This is a genomic window from Pseudomonas chlororaphis (assembly GCA_001023535.1).
Lineage (GTDB): Bacteria > Pseudomonadota > Gammaproteobacteria > Pseudomonadales > Pseudomonadaceae > Aquipseudomonas > Aquipseudomonas chlororaphis_E.
In genome coordinates this window covers 4,999,353-5,018,993 of the sequence record CP011020.1, presented here as the reverse complement: position 1 = coordinate 5,018,993, position 19,641 = coordinate 4,999,353, and the positions used below count along the sequence as shown (strand labels likewise).

The following is a 19,641-nucleotide window of genomic DNA, read 5'->3' as shown; positions in this document are numbered from 1 at the left end:
GTGTGGGAGGCAATAGTTTTTCATGGCGCGCGACTTGCCCCATACTTCGAAAAAATCCACACGGATGCCTCGGCCCACATGCTTGAGAATACCCCCCAGTCGCCGCGCATAAACCAGGAGCAGCGCTTTCGCCTGCTCATCGACGCCGTGGTCGACTACGCGATCTACATGACCGACCCCTCGGGCATCATCACCAGCTGGAACTCCGGTGCCCGGCGTTTCAAGGGGTATGAGGAAGCGGAGATCCTGGGTGAGCATTTTTCGCGTTTCTACACGGATCAGGATCGCGCCGCCGGCCTGCCGCAGCGGGCGCTGGAGACGGCCGTGCGCGAGGGGCGTTTCGAGGGTGAGGGCTGGCGAGTGCGTAAGGACGGCACGCTGTTCTGGTCCCATGTGGTCATCGACCCGATCATCGACAGCCAGAGCGGTGAACTGCTCGGGTTCGCCAAGATCACCCGCGACCTCACCGATCGCAAGATGGCCGAGGAAACCCTCAAGCAGAGCGAGCAGCAGTTCCGCCTGCTGGTGCAAAGCGTCACCGACTACGCCATCTACATGCTCGGTCCTGATGGCCAGGTCACCAACTGGAACCAGGGCGCGCAACGCATCAAGGGCTATCTGCCGGCCGAAGCCATCGGCCAGCATTTTTCGATGTTCTATACCCCCGAGGACCGCGCCGCCGGTGAACCGCAGCGGGCGCTGAGCATCGCCGCCAGCGAGGGGCGTTTCGAAAAGAAGGGCTGGCGCGTGCGCAAGGACGGTACGCGTTTCCTTGCCCACGTGGTCATCGATGCGATCCGCAGCGACACCGGGACCCTGCTGGGGTTTGCCAAGATCACCCGCGACATCACCGATGCCACCCAGGCGCAGCAGGCCCTCGAACAGGCCCGCGAGGCGCTGTTCCAGTCGCAGAAACTGCAAGCCATCGGCCAGCTTACCGGCGGCATCGCCCACGACTTCAACAACCTGCTGACGGTCATCCTCGGCAACCTGGAAATCGTGCGCAAGCGCATGCCGGACGATCCGAAACTGGCCCAACTGCTCGACAACGCGACCCAGGGCGCGTTGCGCGGCGTATCGCTGACCCAGCGGATGCTGGCGTTCGCCCGGCGGCAGAAGCTGAGTGCCGAGTCGGTCGAGTTGCCGGTGCTGGTGCAGGGCATCAGCGGCTTGCTGCAAAGCTCCATGGGCCCTTCGATCCACATCCAGACTCGCTTCACCGAGGCGCTGTCGCCGGTGCTGGCCGATGTCAACCAGTTGGAGTTGGCGATCCTCAATCTGGCGACCAATGCCCGGGACGCGATGCCCCATGGCGGTAGCATCCTGATCGCCGCCGACGAGCGCCTGGCCACCGAGGCCGGGGCGCAGGCGTCGTTGAAGCCGGGGCGCTACGTCTGCCTGTCGATTACCGATGAAGGCGAGGGCATGGATGAGGCCACGCTGGCCTCGGCCGTGGAGCCATTCTTCACCACCAAAGGGGTCGGCAAGGGCACGGGCCTGGGATTGTCCATGGTGCACGGCCTGGCCGAGCAGTTGGGTGGCCGCCTGATCCTCGAAAGCCAGAAGGGCGTGGGCACCAGCGCGCAGTTGTGGTTGCCACTGGCCGATAGCGCAGCGTCGGAGAAGGCCGTGGTCGAGGCGCAGGCAGCGCCTACCCCTCCTGAGTTGCTGGTGCTGGTGGTCGATGACGACAGCCTGGTGCTGACCAGTACCCGCCTGTTGATCGAAGACCTCGGGCACCGGGTCTTGTGCGCGCATTCAGGGTCGCAGGCGCTGGAACTGCATGAGCGCAACCCGGACATCGACCTGGTGATCACCGACATGGCCATGCCGCAGATGGACGGCGCCCAACTGGCGAAGTTACTGCGCGACCGGCAGCCGGACCTGCCCATCATCCTCGCCACCGGCTACGCCGAACGCCTGGAAGGCTTCGCCAGCCAATTGCCGCGCCTGACCAAGCCGTTCAAGCAGATCGACCTGGTGCAGGTCATCGGGCAGGCAATGAATTAGGCGGAGGCTTGGCCAGGCCCTTTTGGCAAGCGTGCACTGCCTCTGGTCCATTGCCTTGAACTTGCCCGGCGGCGCGGGTTTCCAACGAACCTCATTTGCCACCAGCGACCCTTCACGCAATGCCCAGAATATTGACCGGCCAGACGCCGGAAGAAGAATTGAGCGAACACAATGCCAAGCTGTTCGGCTCGCCCAAGGAACGACTGGATTTCTATCGGCGTGAAATCCAGTACGAAACCAGCATCCTCGCCAATCGGACCGATGCCTACCTGGCCGCCCAATCCTTCCTGGTGATTGCCTTTGCCTCGTGCATGGCCAACCTGAACCCGGAGTGGGGCAAGTTGTTCACCCTGATCGTGCCGCCGTTCCTGGCGCTGCTGGGGTTCCTGAGTTCACTCAATGCCTGGCCGGGGATTCGAGCGGCCTACGAGATCATCGACCACTGGCACTTCAAGCAGAGCGAACTGCTGCGCGCCGAGCCGGTCATGGGTTTGGTCTACGACGAGTCGCCGTTGTTCAGCGAGCGGGAATCGACCCACAAGGGGTATCGCAAGTCGCTGCTGTTTTCTGTGCGCACACCGTGGATCTTCGCCACGTTCTGGGTGCTGCTGGGGGTGTATGCGGTGCTGATCCAGGTGACGGATCCGATCGGCTGAGGGTCAGCCGGTTTTCTGCCGTTCGTACCACGCCAGGGTGGGCTGGGTACTGACCCCATGAACCAGGATGCTCAAGGCCACCACCGACAACGTGAGGTTGATGCACAGCTGCGCCGCTTGTGGCGCCAGGTCATGGTTCAAGGCGAAGAACAGGTAGAACAGGCTACCGATGCCGCGAATGCCGAACCAGCCGATCAACAGCCGTTGCGGTGCGTCCAGCAAGCGGCCCCAAGGCATGAGTAACACGCTCAACGGGCGAATGACGGCGAAGAGCAGGGCGCCGATGGCCAGGGCGCGCCAGTCCCAATGGGTGGCGAGCACCACCCCGAGCAGCGTCACCAGGAACACCTCCATCGCCCGCTCCACCAGGCTGCCGAAAGCCAGCATGTCACTCATCATCACCCCGGCAGCCACCTGGCCGTCGCCCAGGGACTGGGTATCGCCGAGCACCGCCTCGCGCGGATCGACGGCCTCATGGCCCACCACCGGTTGCACCAGGTGCTCCGCTGGCGGGGCATCTTCTTCATCGGTGGATTGCACCTCGGCCTGGCGCAGCCCGAGACCGGCGGCAAACACCGAGAGAAAGCCATAGGCATGCACGGACTCGGCGGCGACATAGGCCAGGGCAATCAGCGCCAAGGCCAGGTAATCGTTGGGTGACAGCGTGCTGTCGGCGTTCTTGATGCGCATCGACAGGGTCAGCTTGCCGATCCCGCGTCCCATCCAATAGCCGATCAGCAGGCCCGCCGGCACCGCCCACAGGACATTGCGCAAGGCCCACTCGCCGACAAAGCCGCCGTCTTCACGCAGCATCAACAGCCCAAGGATCACGAAAGGGAAGGCCGAGCCGTCGTTCAGGCCGGCTTCACCGGAGAGGCCGAAACGCACTCGGTCGTCATCCCGCGCATCGTTGACCTGCACCAGGGCCGCCAGCACCGGGTCAGTGGGCGCCAGCATCGCGCCGATCAACATCGACACACCCCAGCCAAGGCCGAACAGGTAGTGCAGGGCCAGGCACAGGCCCGCAATGGAAAGGATCATCACCGGGCCCGCCAACCCATAGGCAACGCGCCAGGTCCGGTTCTTGAGGGGCAGGCGCAGCTTGAGGCCGCTGACGAACAGCGAGAACACCACCGCGATCTCCGTGAGGTGCTCCATCCAGACGGACGAGTCGGTGATGTCCAGCTTCAGCAAACCCAACCCCGCCGGCCCGATGGCAACGCCCAGCACCAGGCACATGGCTGACGTGGTGACCGGCATCCAGCGCAGGTAGGACGACGTGAGGGCCAAGGTCAACAACACGGCACCGAGCACCGCTACCCACACTGTGAAGATCATGGTTGCTCCTTGGGTGTCGGACAGGTCAGCCGCGATGTTCATTCAAGCTGACAGAAATTGTGGCGAGGGGATTTATCCCCGTTGGGTTGCGAAGCGACCCTAAGATCTTGCAGCTCTGTATGCCCGGATGCCTTGGGGCCGCTTCGCAGCCCAGCGGGGATAAATCCCCTCGCCACAGGTTCCGTTATTCTTTCGAGGCCTGGAGCGAAGCGAGGGTTCCCACCAAAACGACACCGCCCCGTTTATCCGGCGGCCTGTTCATCGGAGGGAATTTTTCGTCGCACGCGGGGCTCTGCACCTTAAGAGACGTGCTGAATCAGCGTCCTGCCGTGAACCAATGAGGCCCTTATGACTGCGCTGACACCCCTCCAATCCCGGCCAGCCACCCTCCATCCCGTCAGGGATGCCGGGCAGGTGCGCCAATGCTATGAACGGCTGCTCCAGGGCCCCGACGATGCGGACAAACACGCCGTCGCACAGGCCTTCATCCAGTCGTGCCTCGAACAGGCCCGGGCCTTGCCCCAGGAAACCCCCGACGAGCCGCAGGCCCTGCAAGCCTGGGTCGAAGCCCACAGTGCCGGTGTAGCCCGGCAATACGCCGATTACCTGGAGCGGCGCAAAAGCGGCGGCCCGCGGGAGTACTTCAGCGGCAAGGCCCACGCGCTGTATTTCCTGCAAGCCGTGGCGCCGACCAAGTTGGTGGACGGTGCCTGGCTGTACGGCGTATTGAAACATTGGCAAGACCACCGGTTCGACGGCCTGCTGTGCACGTACCTGGAGGAGCTGGGCGACGGCCATCCGGCGCAGAACCATGTGGTGATCTACCGCAAGCTGCTCGCCGAACACGGCTTGGTCGATGCCCCGGACATCGACGATGAGCGCTACCTGCAAGGGGCTGTGCAACTGGCGCTGGGCTACGCCAGCGATGAGTACCTGCCGGAAGTGATTGGCTACAACCTGGGCTACGAGCAGTTGCCCCTGCACCTGTTGATCAGCGCCTACGAGCTGAGCGAACTGGACATCGACCCGTACTATTTCACCCTCCACGTGACCATCGACAACGCCAGCACCGGCCATGCCCAGAAGGCCGTGCAGGCATTGATGCAATTGATGCCGATGGCGGCGGATCGCGAGGCGTTCTGGCAGCGGGTGACCCTGGGGTATCGGCTCAATGACCTGGGCCAAGGCAGCCGGGCGATCATCGAATCGTTCGACCTCGACCGTGAAGTGCTGGACATGCTCGAACGCAAGCGCCCGTTCGGCCAGCACATGCATTCCGATTACTGCAAGTTCGAAGGCAAGACCGTCAACCAGTGGCTGGCGGCCCCCGGCCAATTGGAAGGCTTCCTTGAGGCGATGCAGAACAAGGGCTGGATCAAGCGCCACCAGGATCCGCAGGACAGCCGCTTCTGGATGCTGATCGAAGGCGCCGGGGCGGCGATGTTCGGTGTGTTCAGCCCCTATGAGAAGCAATTGCTGCACGACTGGATCGCCGGTGACTGGTTGCACAAGAGCGAGCGCAACCGTCCGCGCCGCAGCTTCGGCACCACCAGCGAACCGCAGACGCCAGTCGACGACCCCGATGTGCAAAGCCTGCAACAGACGCTGCGCAGCCAGTCCGCCGATGAGCAGATGCGGACCTTGATGCCCTGGCTCTCGGCACGCTGTCACAGCCATCCGGCCGGGCTGCTGGCCACGCGTCGTTTCATCGAACTCAAGTCCGCCATTCGCTAGGGAGCCCTGCATGAATCAGGAAGATCGCCTGTCCACCTCCGACCTGGCGCTGTTGCAACTGGGGCGGCGCCTGCAAGCCGACGGTTACCGCTTCATCACCCCGACGCCGTTGACCCATGAACGGGTCAACCAACGGCCCGGCAACGAGCACTCCAAGACCCTTCGGGATGTGTTCGGCTGGTCGCGGCCGTTTGCTCCCGGGCTGATCTCGGCCGATGAGCAGCGCCAATTGCAAGAAGCCGAGGTGCTGGAGGAGCGCGATGGTTTGCTGCGCAGCCGAGTGCGCTGGTCGAGCCTGGACGGCTTGTTGTTCGCCCATTCGCAATTTCCCACGCAAGCCAGCGACGCGGTGTTCTTCGGGCCGGACAGCTACCGGTTCGCCCAACTGATCCATGCCCACCTGCAACAGAGTTTCACGGCGGTGCATCGGGCCGTGGACATCGGCTGTGGCGCCGGTGTCGGCGCCATCGTGATCGCCCGGGCCCGGCGCGAGGCCCAGGTGTTGGCGCTGGACATCAACCCCCTGGCCTTGCGCCTGACAGCGGTGAATGCCGCCCTGGGCGAGGTGGCCAATGTCGAGATTGCCCGCAGCGACGTCCTCCAGGATGTCGAGGGCGATTTTGACCTGATCGTCGCCAATCCACCGTATATGGCTGACCCGTCGGAACGCGCCTATCGCCATGGCGGCGGTGTGCTGGGCGCCGGGCTGTCGCTGCGCATCGTCGAGCAGGCCTTGCCCCGGCTGACCCCCGGCGGCTCGCTGGTGCTCTACACCGGCGTGGCGATGGTCGATGGCCGTGACCCGTTCCTGGAAGCGCTGGAGCCTTGGCGCGACTCGGCGGAATTTGGCTGGACCTACAAGGAACTGGACCCGGACGTGTTTGGCGAGGAACTGCTGACGCCGGGTTACCAGGAGGTGGAAAGGATCGCCGTGGTGGCGTTGGTCGTGACCCGCATTGGCGCGGGTATCGGAGGGATTATCGATGAACAGGCGTCTGAAGTTCGGCATTGAAGAGGAGTACTTCGTCACCGACCTGCAAACCCGGTGCATGCCCACCCAGCCGCCTGCCGAGGCAGTGGCGGCATGCCGGGCCGAGCTGGGCGAGCATTTCGCCCATGAGATGTTCCTCAGTCAGGTCGAGATGGCGTCGCCCATCTTCCTCAGCCTGGACGCGGCCGCCGACTACCTGACCCAGGTGCGCAGCGGCCTGACCCAGCGCCTGGCGCCGTTCGGCCTGGGCCTGCTCAGCGCCGGCTCCCATCCGATGGTCACTCAGGGCTTGCAGCCCACGGATGAGCTGCATTTCCAGCAACTGTTCGATGATTACCAACGGGTGGCACGGCGCAGCGTGCTGTCGGGCCTGCATGTGCATGTCGAGGTGCCGGTGGACCGTGACCGGGTGCGGGTGATGAACGAGATCCTGCCGTGGTTGCCGATGTTTCTCGCGTTGAGCGCTTCCTCACCGTTCTGGAACGGCGCCTACACAGGCTTCAGCAGTTACCGCCAGGTGGCCTGCGATGAATGGCCACGCATGGGCGTGCCGGAATATTTCCAGGACGAATTGGCGTTTGCCGGGTACGTCAACCTGCTCATGCGCACCGGCTCGATTCATCAGCCCAGCGATTGCTGGTGGATCCTGCGACCGTCATCGCGCTACCCCACGCTGGAGTTGCGCATCTGCGATGCCTGCCCGCGGGTCGAGGACGTGTTGTGCCTGGTCTCGTTGTTCCGGGTGATGGTGGCCCACGCCATCGACCAGCCCCAGCCGGGCGCCGGGTACAGCCTGACGTCACACTGGACCCTCAAGGAAAACCGCTGGAGGGCCAAGCGTCACGGCATCCTCGCCGAGTTCATTGCCGAAGGGCAGGAGCAGCCCATGCTCATTGGCGAATGGCTGACCGTGGCCGAGCAGACCTTCGGTGAAACCGCCGCCGAGCTGGGCTGCCAGGAGGTATTCAAGCAGGCACGGCGCATCGTCCAGGAAGGCACCAGCGCCGACCGTCAGATCGTGCTCTACGAACAAGGCCTGTTGCTGGGCGACTCCGTGGAGCAGGCCTTGAGCCGGGTGGTCGATCAATTGGTGTCGGAGAGCGCCGGGCTGCCGGTGGCCGACCCGACGCTGCAACACGTCGCAGGTGGACCATGAGCGCCAAGACCCTTGACGACTACAACCGCATGCGAGATTTCGGCGCCACCTCGGAACCGGCGGCGAAGCGGCGTCCGCGCAAGTCAGCGAAAACCACCCACGCCTTGCAGTTCTGCATTCAGAAGCACGACGCCTCGCGACTGCATTACGACTTCCGCCTGGAACTGGATGGCGCGCTCAAGAGCTGGGCCGTGCCCAAGGGGCCGTCGCTGGACCCCAAGTCCAAGCGCCTGGCGGTTCACGTCGAAGACCACCCGCTGGACTACGCGACTTTCGAAGGCAACATTCCCGAAGGACATTACGGCGCGGGGGATGTCATCGTCTGGGACCGGGGCGTATGGATTCCCCAGGGCGATCCCCATGAAGCGTATGAGAAGGGCCGGCTCAAGTTCGAACTGCAAGGCGAAAAGCTCGCCGGCCTGTGGAACCTGGTGCGCACCCACATGCCCGGCAAGCAGGAGCAGTGGTTCCTGATCAAGCACCAGGACGACGCCGCGCGCCCCGAAACTGAATACGACGTGGTCCAGGCCGAACCGGACAGCGTGCTCAGCGAGCGCACCCTGGTGCCCAGGCGGCGGGGCAAGGCCGCCGCGGCGAAAGCGGTCAAACAACCGGAAAAAGCCGCCAAGATCAAGCCGACGAAAAAAGGCGCCAGAACCACCCTTGACGGTGCAGTGGCCGGGCCTCTGCCGGAAACCCTCAAGCCGGAACTGGCGACGCTGGTCGAAAGCGCCCCCGACGGCGAGTGGCTCTACGAAATCAAGTTCGACGGTTATCGGATCATGGCGCGGATCGACCACGGTGAAGTGCGCCTGATCACTCGCAACGGCCATGACTGGACCCACAAATTGCCCAGGCAGGCCGAGGCCCTGGCGGCGCTGGGGCTGGAGTCGGCCTGGCTCGACGGCGAGATGGTGGTCGCCAATGAGCACGGTGTGCCGGATTTCCAGGCCCTGCAGAATGCCTTCGACGCAGGCAGCAGCGGCCAGATCGCCTACTACCTGTTCGACCTGCCTTATCTCAACGGCATGGATTTGCGCAACGTCCCGGTGCAAGACCGCCGCATGGCGCTGCAAGCCGTGCTACAGGCCAATGACAGCCCCTTGCTGCGTTTTTCCGATGCGTTTGAGCAAACCCCTGAAGCGCTGCTCAACAGCGCCTGTCAGATGCAGATGGAAGGGCTGATCGGTAAGCGCATCGGCAGCGTCTATACCTCCCGTCGCAGCAGTGACTGGATCAAGCTCAAATGCAAGAATCGCCAGGAGTTCGTGGTGATCGGTTTCAGCGAGCCGAAGGGCGCCCGCAGTGCCTTCGGCGCTTTGCTGTTGGGGCTGCACGACGCCGACAGCGGCCAGTTGCGCTACGCCGGCAAGGTTGGCACCGGGTTCAACGAAGCGACCCTCAAGAGCATCCACCAGCAACTGCTGCCCCTGGAGCGTAAGAAGCCCGCTGTCATCAACCCGCCGACCGGTTACGAAGCCAAGGGCGTGCATTGGTTGGAGCCGACCTTGCTGGCGGAAGTCGCGTTCGCCGAGATGACGAAGGAAGGCTCGGTACGCCACGCGGTGTTCCATGGCTTGCGCGACGATAAACCGGCCAAGGCCATCACCCAGGAGCTAGCGAAACCCGTGAACAAGACCTCCGCCCAAAAAACTACCGCCAAGCGCCCATCCAAGGGCGACGCGAAGCCTGCCGCAGCCAAACCCAAGGCAAAAGCCAAGGACAAGGCCGGCGACACGTCGGCCTTGGACGGCAAGGTACGGATCACCCACCCCGATCGCGTCATCGATGCGACCACCGGCACCACCAAGCGGCAGTTGGCCGAGTATTACGCCAGTGTCGCCGAGTTCATATTGCCCGAACTGGCCGAGCGCCCGGTCGCATTGGTGCGCGCACCGGACGGCATTGCCGGCGAGCTGTTCTTCCAGAAGAACGCCGAGCGCCTGGCGATTCCCGGCATCACCACCCTGGACAAGGACGTCACCGGGCAGCCGGTGATGATCATCAACAATGCGCAAGCGCTGATCGGCGCGGTGCAGATGAGCACCGTGGAACTGCACACCTGGAACGCGACGACGGTGGACCTGGACAAGCCCGACCGCTTTGTCCTCGACCTCGACCCGGACCCGGCGCTGCCATGGAAGCGCATGGTGGAAGCGACGCAACTGACCCTGTCGGTGCTCGATGAGCTGGGTCTCAAAGTGTTTCTCAAGACCAGTGGTGGCAAGGGCATTCACATTGTCGTCCCGCTGACTCGAAAAGCCGGATGGGACGAGGTCAAGGATTTCAGCCACGCCATTGTCAGCCACATCGCCAAGCTGCTGCCAGACAGGTTCTCGGCCGTCTCGGGTCCGAAGAACCGGGTCGGGCGGATCTTCATCGATTACCTGCGCAACGGCCTCGGCGCCACGACGATCTGCGCCTACGCCGTGCGTACCCGCGAAGGGCTGCCGGTGTCGGTGCCGATCTACCGCGACGAGGTGGCGCAACTCAAAGGGGCGAACCTGTGGAACGTGCACAATGTCCATGAGCGACTGGCGGAGGTCGGGCATGAGCCCTGGGCCGACCTGAAGAAAACCCGCCAGAGCATCACGGCGGACATGCGCCGACGGATAGGCATGAAGAAAACGGCCAAGTAGAGGCCAGGCTTCCTGCGGGGAGGGCTTATGTGGCGAGGGAGCTTGCTCCCTCGCCACATAAGCCAGATAAGCCCCTCTGTGATCAACCCACCGGCACCCGCAGGTACTCCGGCTGCAACACGTTGAACCAGAGCAGAATCATTTCCACCAGGATGGTCACCAGCACCAGCAAGCCGACGCCCCACACACAGGCCGAGTAGAGCAGCCCTTGTTCCTTCCTGAGGTTCATGAACCGCGGCAGGCCGACGAAGAGTAGGAACGTCGAGTAGGCCGACGCGGCCAGCAACACGGCCACCGCCAGCCAACGGCTCGGATAAAGCCCGGAAATGCCGGCGAGGAAATACGGCGTGGCGGTGTAGGCGGCAAAACCAATGCACTGGTTGAGAGACGGGCGCGCCTCAAAGGTACGGGACATCCAGCGAATGAACACCCCCATCAGCGCCACGCCGGCGACGATGGTTAGGTACAGCAATACGCACAGTTGCAGGGCGCTGGCCTGGGTCAGCCGTACGGTTTCGTTTTCCGCCAGGCTCCAGCCGGTCCAGGTGATACCGATGAACAGGCAGGCTGCCGGAATCAAGGCCAGCAACAGCAAGTGCGCCAGGTAATGACGCGGGTGAGCTTGCTCTTCTTGGCGAATGTCCTTCCAGGCGAACTCAGGGTGGGTGAACAGTTTGACGAAAAGTGCAGACATGACGACCTCCTGATCGTGACAGCCTCAGCGTGAGGCCCTGGAATTTTGAGGTGCACCGCGTGCCTGAGGTTTCATTTATTTGGCCCGCGCAGGCGACCTCCGATCAGACGGAATGAATTGGTGGCCATGGGGTCAACCCATCAGCCCCCTTGGAGGATCGTGTGCCATGACAGTTGCCCGGGAGATGGTTGATTACTTGCGTGAGCACGACTTGCGCCTGACCACGGCCGAGTCCTGCACCGCTGGCCTGATCGTCACGATATTGGCTGAGATACCGGGCAGTGGGTCGCTGATCGAGAGCGGCTATGTGGTGTATTCCCCCGAGGCGAAGCAGCGACTGCTGGGCGTCAGCCCGCGGACCATCGACACCTTCAATCTCACCAGTTGTGAAGTGGCCGAGGAAATGGCCCTCGGCGCGCTGCACGATGCCGACGCCAACGTGGCCGTGGCCACCACCGGCATCCTTGGGCCGGACGACATGGACGGCATTCCGGCCGGCACCGTCTGTTTCGCCTGGGCCTTCGAAGTGCACGGCAGGCGCGCATTGTTCAGCCGCCGGGAACGCTTCTTCGGCAGTCGCAACCAGGTGCAGTTGTGTGCCGCCGAGCACGCGCTGCTACAGCTGCGGCACTTCCATCAGCGCGCCCTGGTGGGTGAATCGAGATAGGTGGACGCCATGCCCCGGCACAGCGAGCCAGAGGATTTTCACAGCCGCACGTTTCCGGTGCGCGAAGACATGGCCTATCAACTCAAAGTCTGGCGGTTCGAGCGGGTCGGTTGGTATGGACTGGTGCTGCTGGTGATCCTGACGTTGCTCGGCCTGTTTTCCCGTGGGCCGTTGAGCTCTCGCGAGGTGCGAAGCGACGATGGCGGGCTCACCGTCGAGTATGAAAGGTTCCACCGTAACGGTTCCACCAACCCGCTGACTGCTCACCTCAAGGGCGCGCCCAACGCAGTGCTCGAAGTGGAGTTGGGTGGCGATTGGCTAGAAGGCTTTGACGTCGAGGCCTTGCAGCCCCAACCCTTGCGTTCGGCGGCCGCGGGTAAAGGTATGAAGTTCTGGGTGCAGGCCGACGCCCAGGGCCAGGCTACCCTTTATCTGTCCGTCCTCAGCGATGGCCTGGGAACCTACCACAGCCGCATCGCCATCCCCGGTGGCCGCTCAGTCAGTTTCGAACAGTTCGTTTTCCCTTAGGTGACCTATGGATTCCGTGTTGCGCGCCGCCGCGATCTATGTGGCATTGCTGGTCCTGTTCAAGATTGCCGGCCGCCGCTCGCTGGCGGAAATCACCACCTTCGATTTCGTGCTGCTGATGATCATTGGCGAGGCGACGCAGCAAGCGCTGTTGGGCGACGATTTCTCGCTGACCAACTCGCTGATGGTGATCGTCACGTTGATTGCCATCGATGTCGGCTTGTCGCTGCTCAAGCTGCGCTCCAAGTGGGTATCGCAATTGATCGACGGCGGGCCGACCATAATTGTCGAGGACGGTCGGATACTGCATGGTCGCCTGCGCCATGCACGGTTGGTGGAGGAAGACATCATGGAGGCGGCGCGCGCGAGCCAGGGCATCGAGACCCTGGAGCAGATCAAGTTTGCGATTATCGAGCGCAACGGGAAGATCTCGGTGATTGCCAGGGAGTCAGCCTGAGCGCGACCCCTAGCCTGGCGAGCGAGCTGTGTGGCGAGGGAGTCCCCCTCGCCACGGGTTACCGATCAGAGCATCGGCTTGCCGCCCGTAATGCCATAGCGCGAACCGGAAATGTAGCTGGACTCATCCGAGGCCAGCAGTACATAGATCGGCGCCACTTCCACCGGTTGCCCCGGCCGGCCCAGCGGGGTTTGGGAGCCGAAGTTCTGCACCTCTTCCTCGGGCATGGTCGCCACGATCAGCGGCGTCCAGATCGGCCCCGGCGCCACGCTGTTCACCCGTATGCCCTTGGGCCCCAGCATCTGGGCCAGGCCGCCGGTGAAGTTGGCGATGGCGCCCTTGGTGGTGGCGTAGGCTAGCAGCGTCGGCTTGGGCATGTCGGAGTTGACTGAGCTGGTGTTGATGATCGACGCCCCGGCCTTCAGGTGGGGCAGGGCCGCCTGGCAGATCCTGAACATCGAAGTGATGTTGATATCGAAGGTGCGCACCCATTCCTCGTCGGGGATGTCCTCAAGGTTTTCGTGGGTCATCTGGAACGCCGCGTTGTTGACCAGGACGTCGATGCGGCCGAACCGCGCGACGGTCTCGTCGACCACGCGGCGGCATTGAGCCTTGTCTGCCAGGTCGCCGGGCAGCAGCAGGCATTGGCGGCCGGCCTTTTCGACCCAGCGCGCCGTTTCCTGGGCGTCCTCGTGTTCATCCAGGTAGGAAATCGCCACGTCGGCACCTTCCCGGGCAAACGCAATCGCCACGGCACGACCGATACCGCTGTCGGCCCCGGTGATCAGGGCTATCTTGTTCGACAGACGTCCGGAACCGCGGTAGCTCTGCTCGCCACAGTCGGGGTAAGGGTCCATTTTTCGTTGGGAGCCGGGCACAGGCTGGCTTTGTTTCGGAAAAGGTGGGGTAGGGTAGTCGACCATGATCGTTCTCCATGCGGGATGTGGTTGCAATGGAGGGTGGACGTTGGGGCCTCGGGCAGAGTTCGGTTGGATTGTCAGACGGGTCGATGAGCTGCACGGTGGATGAAATCGAAGAGGAGGTAGGCATGTTCAGTCATGTGATGATCGGCGCACGCGACTTGGCGAAAATGGTCGCCTTTTACGATGCGGTGCTCGGTACCCTGGGCCTGGTGCGCATGCCCAGTGAAAACGACACGGGCCCGCCCGGCGAGGGCTGGCAGCAACCTGGCAGGCCATGGCCGCTGGTGTTCGTGCAGGAGCCGTTCAACGGGCTGCCCGCCACCTGGGGCAATGGCATGCAGGTCAGTTTCGCCGCCGACTCACCGCAAACCGTGCGCGCCGCGTGGGAACAGGCGCTCGCCATGGGCGGCTGCGACGAAGGCGCGCCAGGCCTGCGCGCGCATTATTCGCCCGGATACTTTGGGGCGTATTGTCGGGATCCGGAAGGCAACAAGCTGTGCTTCGTGCATGCGCCGGACCTACGGGTGTGAGCGCAATTTTCAGCCCCTTGGATGGCGAGGGAGCAGCCCCTCGCCACCGCCTTCAGCCCCTAGGCTATGTACGAAATAGCTTGAAACTTGGTTATGCGGCGTTAAAAACCGGCTCGGAATGCTCATTGACAACCAGTCAACTGCGCTTCCAAGCCGGTTTTTGCCTTGCCTAACCTGCGTTTCAAACTATTTCGTACACACCCTGGCCTTGAGGCTGCGCTCCATTCGCGCAATGCCTTCCTCCAGCAGTGCCCGCGGGCAGCCGAAGTTCAGGCGCACGAACTGGCCGGCGTCATCGCCGAAATCCAGGCCGGCGCTCAGGCCGACCTTGGCGTTCTGGAGGAAGAACCCCTGCGGATCCTCCAGCCCCAGCGCCGAGCAATCCAACCAGGCGAGGTAGGTGCCCTGGGGGACCGTCATGGTGACACCGGGCAGACGCGTCTTGACCGCTTCCACCAGGTAGTCGCGGTTGGCTTGCAAGTAGGCCTTCAAGGCTTCGAGCCACGGGCCTGCTTCGCTGTAGGCCGCGCAGGTCGCTTCCAGCCCCAGGGCATTGACGCTGTCGACCATGCCGGCGCGGGCAGCGTTGACCCGCTCGCGCAACCTGGCGTCCTGGATGATGGCGAACGAGGTCTTCAACCCGGCGATGTTATAGGCCTTGCTGGCGGACATCAGGGTGATGGTGCGTGCGGCAATTTCCGGGCTGAGGGAGGCGGTCGGAATGTGCACGCGCCCGTCGAAGCACAGGTCGGCATGGATCTCGTCGGAGATGATCCAGGCACCCTGCGCCAGGCAGATATCAGCCACCGCCTGCAACTCTTCGCGCCCGAACACCTTGCCCAGCGGGTTGTGGGGGTTACTCAACAACAACGCACCGCCCCCTTGCAGGGCGTCACGCAGCGGGCCGAGGGGCGTATGGAACTCGCCATTGAGCGCATTGAAACCCAGTTCGACCTTGTTCAGTTGCCAATGCCCCGGGGCGTTGCGCAGCGGCGGGTAGTTGGGCACCTGCACCACGACATTCTGGTCGGGCGCGACCAGGGCGTGCAGGGCCATGTTGAAGCCCGGCTCGACCCCCGGCAAAAACACGATCTGCTGCGGCTCGACCCGCCAGGCGTACTTGTTCCACAGGTCGGCCACGACCGCTGCGCGAAGGTTGTCCTGGGCCACGCTGTAGCCCAGCATCGGGTGTTCGAGGCGCTTGTGCAGCGCCTCGATGACCACGGGCGGGGCAGGGAAGTCCATGTCCGCCACCCACATCGGCAGCACGTCGGCCGGGTAGCGACTCCATTTGGTGCTGCCGGTGCCGTGGCGCTCGAACACCGTGTCGAAATCGAAAGTCATGGTCGTTCCATCAGTCCGGGAATTGGGATGGGGGCCATGATAAAGCAAAGATTCGTTGAAAAAAGGGGCCTTTGTGGGTGAGGGCGGCAGGGTTTCAGCGTTGCACCATCAGGTAGAACCCGCAAATCAGTGCCACGCCGCCCGCCGGGATGGCCAGCATGGAAATCAGGTCGATCAACCTGGACTGCCGGATGACGGCGGCGAGGTCATCCCTTTGCGCCGTGGCATGGCGCCTCAAAACCGGTATGACGCAAAGCACGTTACCCAGCACGGCGACAGTACCGGCGACGACTTTCAAGGCGTAGAGGCCGTCGAGGCGGGACGGCTCGATCAGCAGCAAGCCACTGATCAGGACCACGCCGAACGCCGGTGTCTCGAAGAGGAGATCTATCCGGCGATGCAGCGCGGCCACGGTGAAGCCCTGGCTTCGGCTTTGCGCCCGACCTCGTTCGATCAGGTACTCGACCGCGACGACGCCTAGCCAGAAGGCCACGGCGAACAGGTGCAATTGCAGCAGGAGGTCGACTCTCATGATGAACACCTCGGCAGGCTCTTAATGCCAGGAAACGCTTTGTTCGAGCGGGAAGCGCAAGCGCGGGTTGTAGACCGCGCGTTCTCCCGGCATCCCGACGGCCAGCAGCATGATCGCGTTGGCATCGCGAGGGATGGGCAATACGCGCTTGAGGCGTTTCTCGTCGAAACCCTCCATCGGGCAGGTGCTGTAGCCGTGGCTCTGGAAGGCGAGCATCAGGTTCTGGGCCGCCAGCGCCGTCGATTTCACGGCCCACAGACGCATCTGCTCCTGGCTGTTGGGCGTGCGCATGACCGCCCGTCCCAGGCCCGCCAGCCTGACCCATTGGCGCTTGAAAAAACCACGCCACCCCATCCACCCCTGGTTGTATTGGAAGGGGGCGGTATTTGTATAGAACCGCTCGATGGCTTCAGGCACCGAGGGGGCGGGCCAGAACCTGAGTACATCACGGCACGCCTGGTCCCAGGTGCCGGTGCGCGCCAATACGGTGATGATCAGGGGCGCCTTGGCTGCGCTCTGGCCGAGGCACACCCGGTGCAGGCGCTGGAGGACCGCAGGGTCGCGTACGACCTGGAAGCTCCACGGCTGCAGGTTGCAGGAACTGGGCGCCAGCATCGCGAGTTCCAGGCACTGGCGAATGACGTCATCCGGCACCACCTCGGCCGTGAAGCGACGAACCGCGCGCCGGCTGTTCACCAATTCACGAAAACCTTCGGCATGGCCTGTTCGGGGCGCCGGAGCGTTCATCGGTAATCCCCCGTGCCGTTGCGATGCCGTGGCGCCGCCGATTCAAGTGAAGCGCTGAACCAATCGAGCATCTCATCCCAGGCCCGAGTGGCCGACGCGCGGAAGTAGCCCATGTGCCCGATGGCCTGCTGGGGTGAGTCGGGCGCAAGGTCGCGGGTCAGCACCGGCGCATTTCGATACCCCTTGATGAAGGCATCCCGTGACACGGGTGGCGCCCAGGGATCGTCGATCGCGTTGGCGAACACCACCGGCAGGCGTACCTCGGCGTACAGATCGGCGACGTGCGCCATGGCCGGGTCGTCGAAAAAATAATGGGGATGGGCGCACCAGCGTTTCCAATCCTTGTAGACGCCCAGCGGTAAGTCATCGCCCATGCCTAGGATGCTCCACGCCATGTAGCCCTTGCAGGCGACAATCAACGGCAGCACCCATGTCCACAGCAGGCGAACCTTGAGGGCCTCTAGCCGGGGCATCCATCCGGCCCAGCCGGCGCCGGTCCCAAAGCAATAGGCCGCGGTGATCCGATCGTGGTTGGGTAGCAGGCCCAGTGCGTGCCCGCCAAAGGAGTGGCCCACCCAAAATAGCGGGGTGTGACCGTCGTCCATGAACTCGACGGCTACGGCCAGGTCTTGGTACCCCCAGTCCAGATAAGACATCTCGAAGCCTTTGAGCGTCTTTGGGCGAGACTCACCGACGCCCCGGTAATCGATGGTCAACACGTTGAAGCCACGCGCGCTGGCGTGTTGGGCAAAGCGCCGATAGAAGCGTTGTTGCACGCCCGTCGCGCCCGCCATGATCAGGTTACCCTTCGGCGTGCCCTGGGCGCAGTAGCGGGTGGCGGCGAGACGAAAACCATCGCTTGTTGTCAGGTTCACCTGATCGATGACTGAGAAGGCCTTGGACGTTACAGGTTTGCTCATGAGGGGTGTTCCGTTCGTGCGGCGGCGATCAGCTCTTTGCGAAGAATCTTGCCGACGTTGCTCTTGGGTAATTCATCCCGGAAGACGATGCGACGGGGGCGTTTGTAGCTGGCCAGGTGCTCCTGGCAGTGGGCAAGTACGTGGGCTTCATCCAGGGTCGAATGCCGTCGTACGACGTAGGCGATCGGGACTTCGCCGGTCTTGTCATCGGCGGCCGGCACGACCGCCGACTCAATCACGCCGGGGTGAGCGTTGAGCACCCGTTCGATTTCCGAGGGGAACACTTTGAATCCCGAGCAGATGATCATCTCTTTCTTGCGGTCGATCAGGCGTAGGTAGCCATCGGGGTCGAACACTCCAATGTCTCCGGTACGGAAGAAACCGTCGTGGGTGAAGGCCGAAGCGTTCTCCTCGGGGCGCCGCCAGTACCCGGTCATGACGGCTCGGCTGCGGACGCAGATTTCTCCTTCGCCGAAAGCGACCGCCTGGTCGGCGTCATCGCGCAGGGAAATTTCAATCCCGGCAACCGGCAGTCCCACGGAGCCTGGATGTGATGTGCCGGCGGGGTTGCAGGCGATCAGGCCGGTCTCGGTCATGCCGTAGGCCTCGGTGATCGGGCAACCCGTCACCTGTCGCCAACGTTTTGCCGTGGTTTCGCTCACCGGCATGCCCGCGCCAAGGCAGAGTTTCAACGTGCTGAAATCAAGCGTCCGAAAGGCCGCGCTGTCCCCGAGCGAGTTGTACAGCGTGTTGACGCCGGGGAAGCTGCTGATCCGGTGCCGGGCCCACTCCTTGACAAGCGCCTTCGTGTCGCGCGGGTTCATCACCAGGACCGCTTTGCCCCCCTTGGCCAATGTGAACAGCAGGTTACCCAGGCCGAGGATGTGGTAGAGCGGCACCGCGAGCATCAGGGTGTAGTCGCTTCCAGCGGTGTGCTCCAGGTGCGTTCGCAGGGCGGCGTACTGTTGGGCAACGTTGAAGAGCAGGGCATCGTGGGTGATAGGCACGCCCTTGGGGTGGCCAGTGGTGCCGCCGCTGTAGATCATGAACGCCGCCTGGTCGGCTGCAGTGGGGCGCCGCTGGCCGAGGCTGGCCGGCCTCGTCGCGACCACTTTTCGCCAGGGAACTGCGCCGTCGACCTTGTCGGACTGAACCGCAAGACGTCGCCGGGCCACCCAATTGACCAGCGGACGCCGCCAGCCCAATTGGTCGCCGGGGGCAATGTGCACCGCGATGCCCGTACCGGCCTCGGCCATGGCGTGCCTCACGCTCGCGGCCATGGGGCCGAAGAAAAACACCGCCTTGATCTCCGCATCCTTGAACACTTGCGCCAGTTCCTGCGCGGTATACAAAGAGTTCACGCAAACGGGTATGAGCCCTGCGCGAATCGCGCCGAGGCAGGCGATCGGATGGGCCAGCATGTTCGGCAGCGCGACAGCCACCCGGGCACCGGGCTGCAATCGCTGATTGATGAGCCAGGTCGCGACCGATGCGCTCAGCGCTTGCAGGCGTGCATAGCTGATGTCCTGCCCCCATGCAGACAACGCCGTTGACTGCGGGTTGAGGGATGCGCGCTGATGCAGCAGCTCGTCGACAGTGGTCGCTTCGAGGTCGAGGTTCACGCTTGCATTGCCTGTTACGTTGACCAGCTTCAGCCTTGCGCAGTCGTTGTTCGAGCCGTTCATGCTTGCTCCATCCCGCAGGGACCGTTTGAAGTTATCCGGGCGCCCCGATCAGTGGCTCGGCCAGTGCTGCCGAACCCGTTGCGATCGGGA

Annotated in this window: 18 protein-coding genes; 10 read left to right on the top strand and 8 right to left on the bottom strand. The window is 63.5% G+C overall.

Annotated features, from left to right (window positions below; all coding sequences use genetic code 11):
• The first annotated feature begins 78 nt into the window (after positions 1–78).
• Entirely contained in the window at positions 79–2,010 is a 1,932-nt protein-coding gene (locus VM99_22010) for a histidine kinase (protein AKK00611.1), read from the top strand.
• A gap of 119 nt (positions 2,011–2,129) precedes the next feature.
• Positions 2,130–2,666, top strand: coding sequence for a membrane protein (locus VM99_22005; GenBank protein ID AKK00610.1), 537 nt, complete (start codon positions 2,130–2,132; stop codon positions 2,664–2,666).
• A gap of 3 nt (positions 2,667–2,669) precedes the next feature.
• On the opposite strand, the gene VM99_22000 is transcribed toward VM99_22005, so the two are convergent.
• A complete protein-coding gene (locus VM99_22000; GenBank protein AKK00609.1) occupies positions 2,670–4,004 on the bottom strand; it encodes a sodium:proton antiporter in 1,335 nt (444 codons plus the stop codon).
• 348 nt (positions 4,005–4,352) lie between these two features.
• On the opposite strand from VM99_22000, the gene VM99_21995 reads away from it, so the two are divergent.
• From VM99_21995 to ligD, 4 genes are read left to right on the top strand one after another with little or no spacing between them, the layout of a single operon-like run.
• Positions 4,353–5,738 carry a hypothetical protein gene (locus VM99_21995; protein ID AKK00608.1) on the top strand — a complete coding sequence of 462 codons (1,386 nt, stop codon included), beginning with the start codon at positions 4,353–4,355 and terminating at the stop codon, positions 5,736–5,738.
• Between the two features lie 10 nt (positions 5,739–5,748).
• Positions 5,749–6,750 carry an SAM-dependent methyltransferase gene (locus VM99_21990; protein ID AKK00607.1) on the top strand — a complete coding sequence of 334 codons (1,002 nt, stop codon included), beginning with the start codon at positions 5,749–5,751 and terminating at the stop codon, positions 6,748–6,750.
• Positions 6,722–7,885, top strand: a complete 1,164-nt coding sequence (locus VM99_21985; protein ID AKK00606.1) for a carboxylate--amine ligase — start codon at positions 6,722–6,724, stop codon at positions 7,883–7,885. The genes VM99_21990 and VM99_21985 overlap by 29 nt, the downstream gene beginning before the upstream one ends.
• On the top strand, positions 7,882–10,524 hold the full coding sequence (ligD, locus tag VM99_21980) for an ATP-dependent DNA ligase (GenBank protein AKK00605.1): 2,643 nt from the start codon (positions 7,882–7,884) through the stop codon (positions 10,522–10,524). The genes VM99_21985 and ligD overlap by 4 nt, the downstream gene beginning before the upstream one ends.
• Before the next feature lie 82 nt (positions 10,525–10,606).
• Here ligD and VM99_21975 read toward each other — a convergent pair whose 3' ends face one another.
• Positions 10,607–11,218 (bottom strand): membrane protein, encoded by a 612-nt coding sequence (locus VM99_21975; protein ID AKK00604.1) that lies wholly within the window; start codon positions 11,216–11,218, stop codon positions 10,607–10,609.
• 166 nt (positions 11,219–11,384) lie between these two features.
• On the opposite strand from VM99_21975, the gene VM99_21970 reads away from it, so the two are divergent.
• The 3 genes from VM99_21970 to VM99_21960 are packed head-to-tail and all read left to right on the top strand — an operon-like array spanning position 11,385 to position 12,870.
• Positions 11,385–11,885, top strand: a complete 501-nt coding sequence (locus tag VM99_21970; GenBank protein ID AKK00603.1) for an ompetence-damaged protein — start codon at positions 11,385–11,387, stop codon at positions 11,883–11,885.
• Positions 11,886–11,894: 9 nt separating this feature from the next.
• Positions 11,895–12,413: a hypothetical protein gene (locus VM99_21965; protein ID AKK01830.1), complete on the top strand. Its 519-nt coding sequence runs from the start codon at positions 11,895–11,897 to the stop codon at positions 12,411–12,413.
• Positions 12,414–12,420: 7 nt separating this feature from the next.
• Complete coding sequence (locus tag VM99_21960) at positions 12,421–12,870, top strand: membrane protein (protein ID AKK00602.1); 450 nt, start codon at positions 12,421–12,423, stop codon at positions 12,868–12,870.
• A 65-nt stretch (positions 12,871–12,935) separates the two neighbouring features.
• On the opposite strand, the gene VM99_21955 is transcribed toward VM99_21960, so the two are convergent.
• The gene (locus VM99_21955) at positions 12,936–13,793 is read right to left on the bottom strand and encodes a dehydrogenase (GenBank protein ID AKK00601.1); all 858 of its coding nucleotides are present in this window, start codon (positions 13,791–13,793) and stop codon (positions 12,936–12,938) included.
• Positions 13,794–13,918: 125 nt separating this feature from the next.
• Between VM99_21955 and VM99_21950 the strand changes: the two genes are divergently transcribed.
• Positions 13,919–14,323 carry a lactoylglutathione lyase gene (locus VM99_21950; GenBank protein ID AKK01829.1) on the top strand — a complete coding sequence of 135 codons (405 nt, stop codon included), beginning with the start codon at positions 13,919–13,921 and terminating at the stop codon, positions 14,321–14,323.
• 186 nt (positions 14,324–14,509) lie between these two features.
• Here VM99_21950 and VM99_21945 read toward each other — a convergent pair whose 3' ends face one another.
• The 5 genes from VM99_21945 to VM99_21925 all read right to left on the bottom strand — a co-directional run bounded on the left by VM99_21945 (position 14,510) and on the right by VM99_21925 (position 19,551).
• Complete coding sequence (locus VM99_21945; GenBank protein ID AKK00600.1) at positions 14,510–15,667, bottom strand: aminotransferase; 1,158 nt, start codon at positions 15,665–15,667, stop codon at positions 14,510–14,512.
• A 94-nt stretch (positions 15,668–15,761) separates the two neighbouring features.
• A complete protein-coding gene (locus VM99_21940; protein AKK00599.1) occupies positions 15,762–16,208 on the bottom strand; it encodes a hypothetical protein in 447 nt (148 codons plus the stop codon).
• Between the two features lie 12 nt (positions 16,209–16,220).
• Positions 16,221–16,946, bottom strand: a complete 726-nt coding sequence (locus VM99_21935; GenBank protein ID AKK00598.1) for a nitroreductase — start codon at positions 16,944–16,946, stop codon at positions 16,221–16,223.
• Positions 16,943–17,830, bottom strand: coding sequence for an alpha/beta hydrolase (locus VM99_21930; protein AKK01828.1), 888 nt, complete (start codon positions 17,828–17,830; stop codon positions 16,943–16,945). The genes VM99_21935 and VM99_21930 overlap by 4 nt, the downstream gene beginning before the upstream one ends.
• A 32-nt stretch (positions 17,831–17,862) precedes the next feature.
• Positions 17,863–19,551 (bottom strand): lipoprotein, encoded by a 1,689-nt coding sequence (locus VM99_21925; protein ID AKK00597.1) that lies wholly within the window; start codon positions 19,549–19,551, stop codon positions 17,863–17,865.
• Positions 19,552–19,641: the final 90 nt, after the last annotated feature.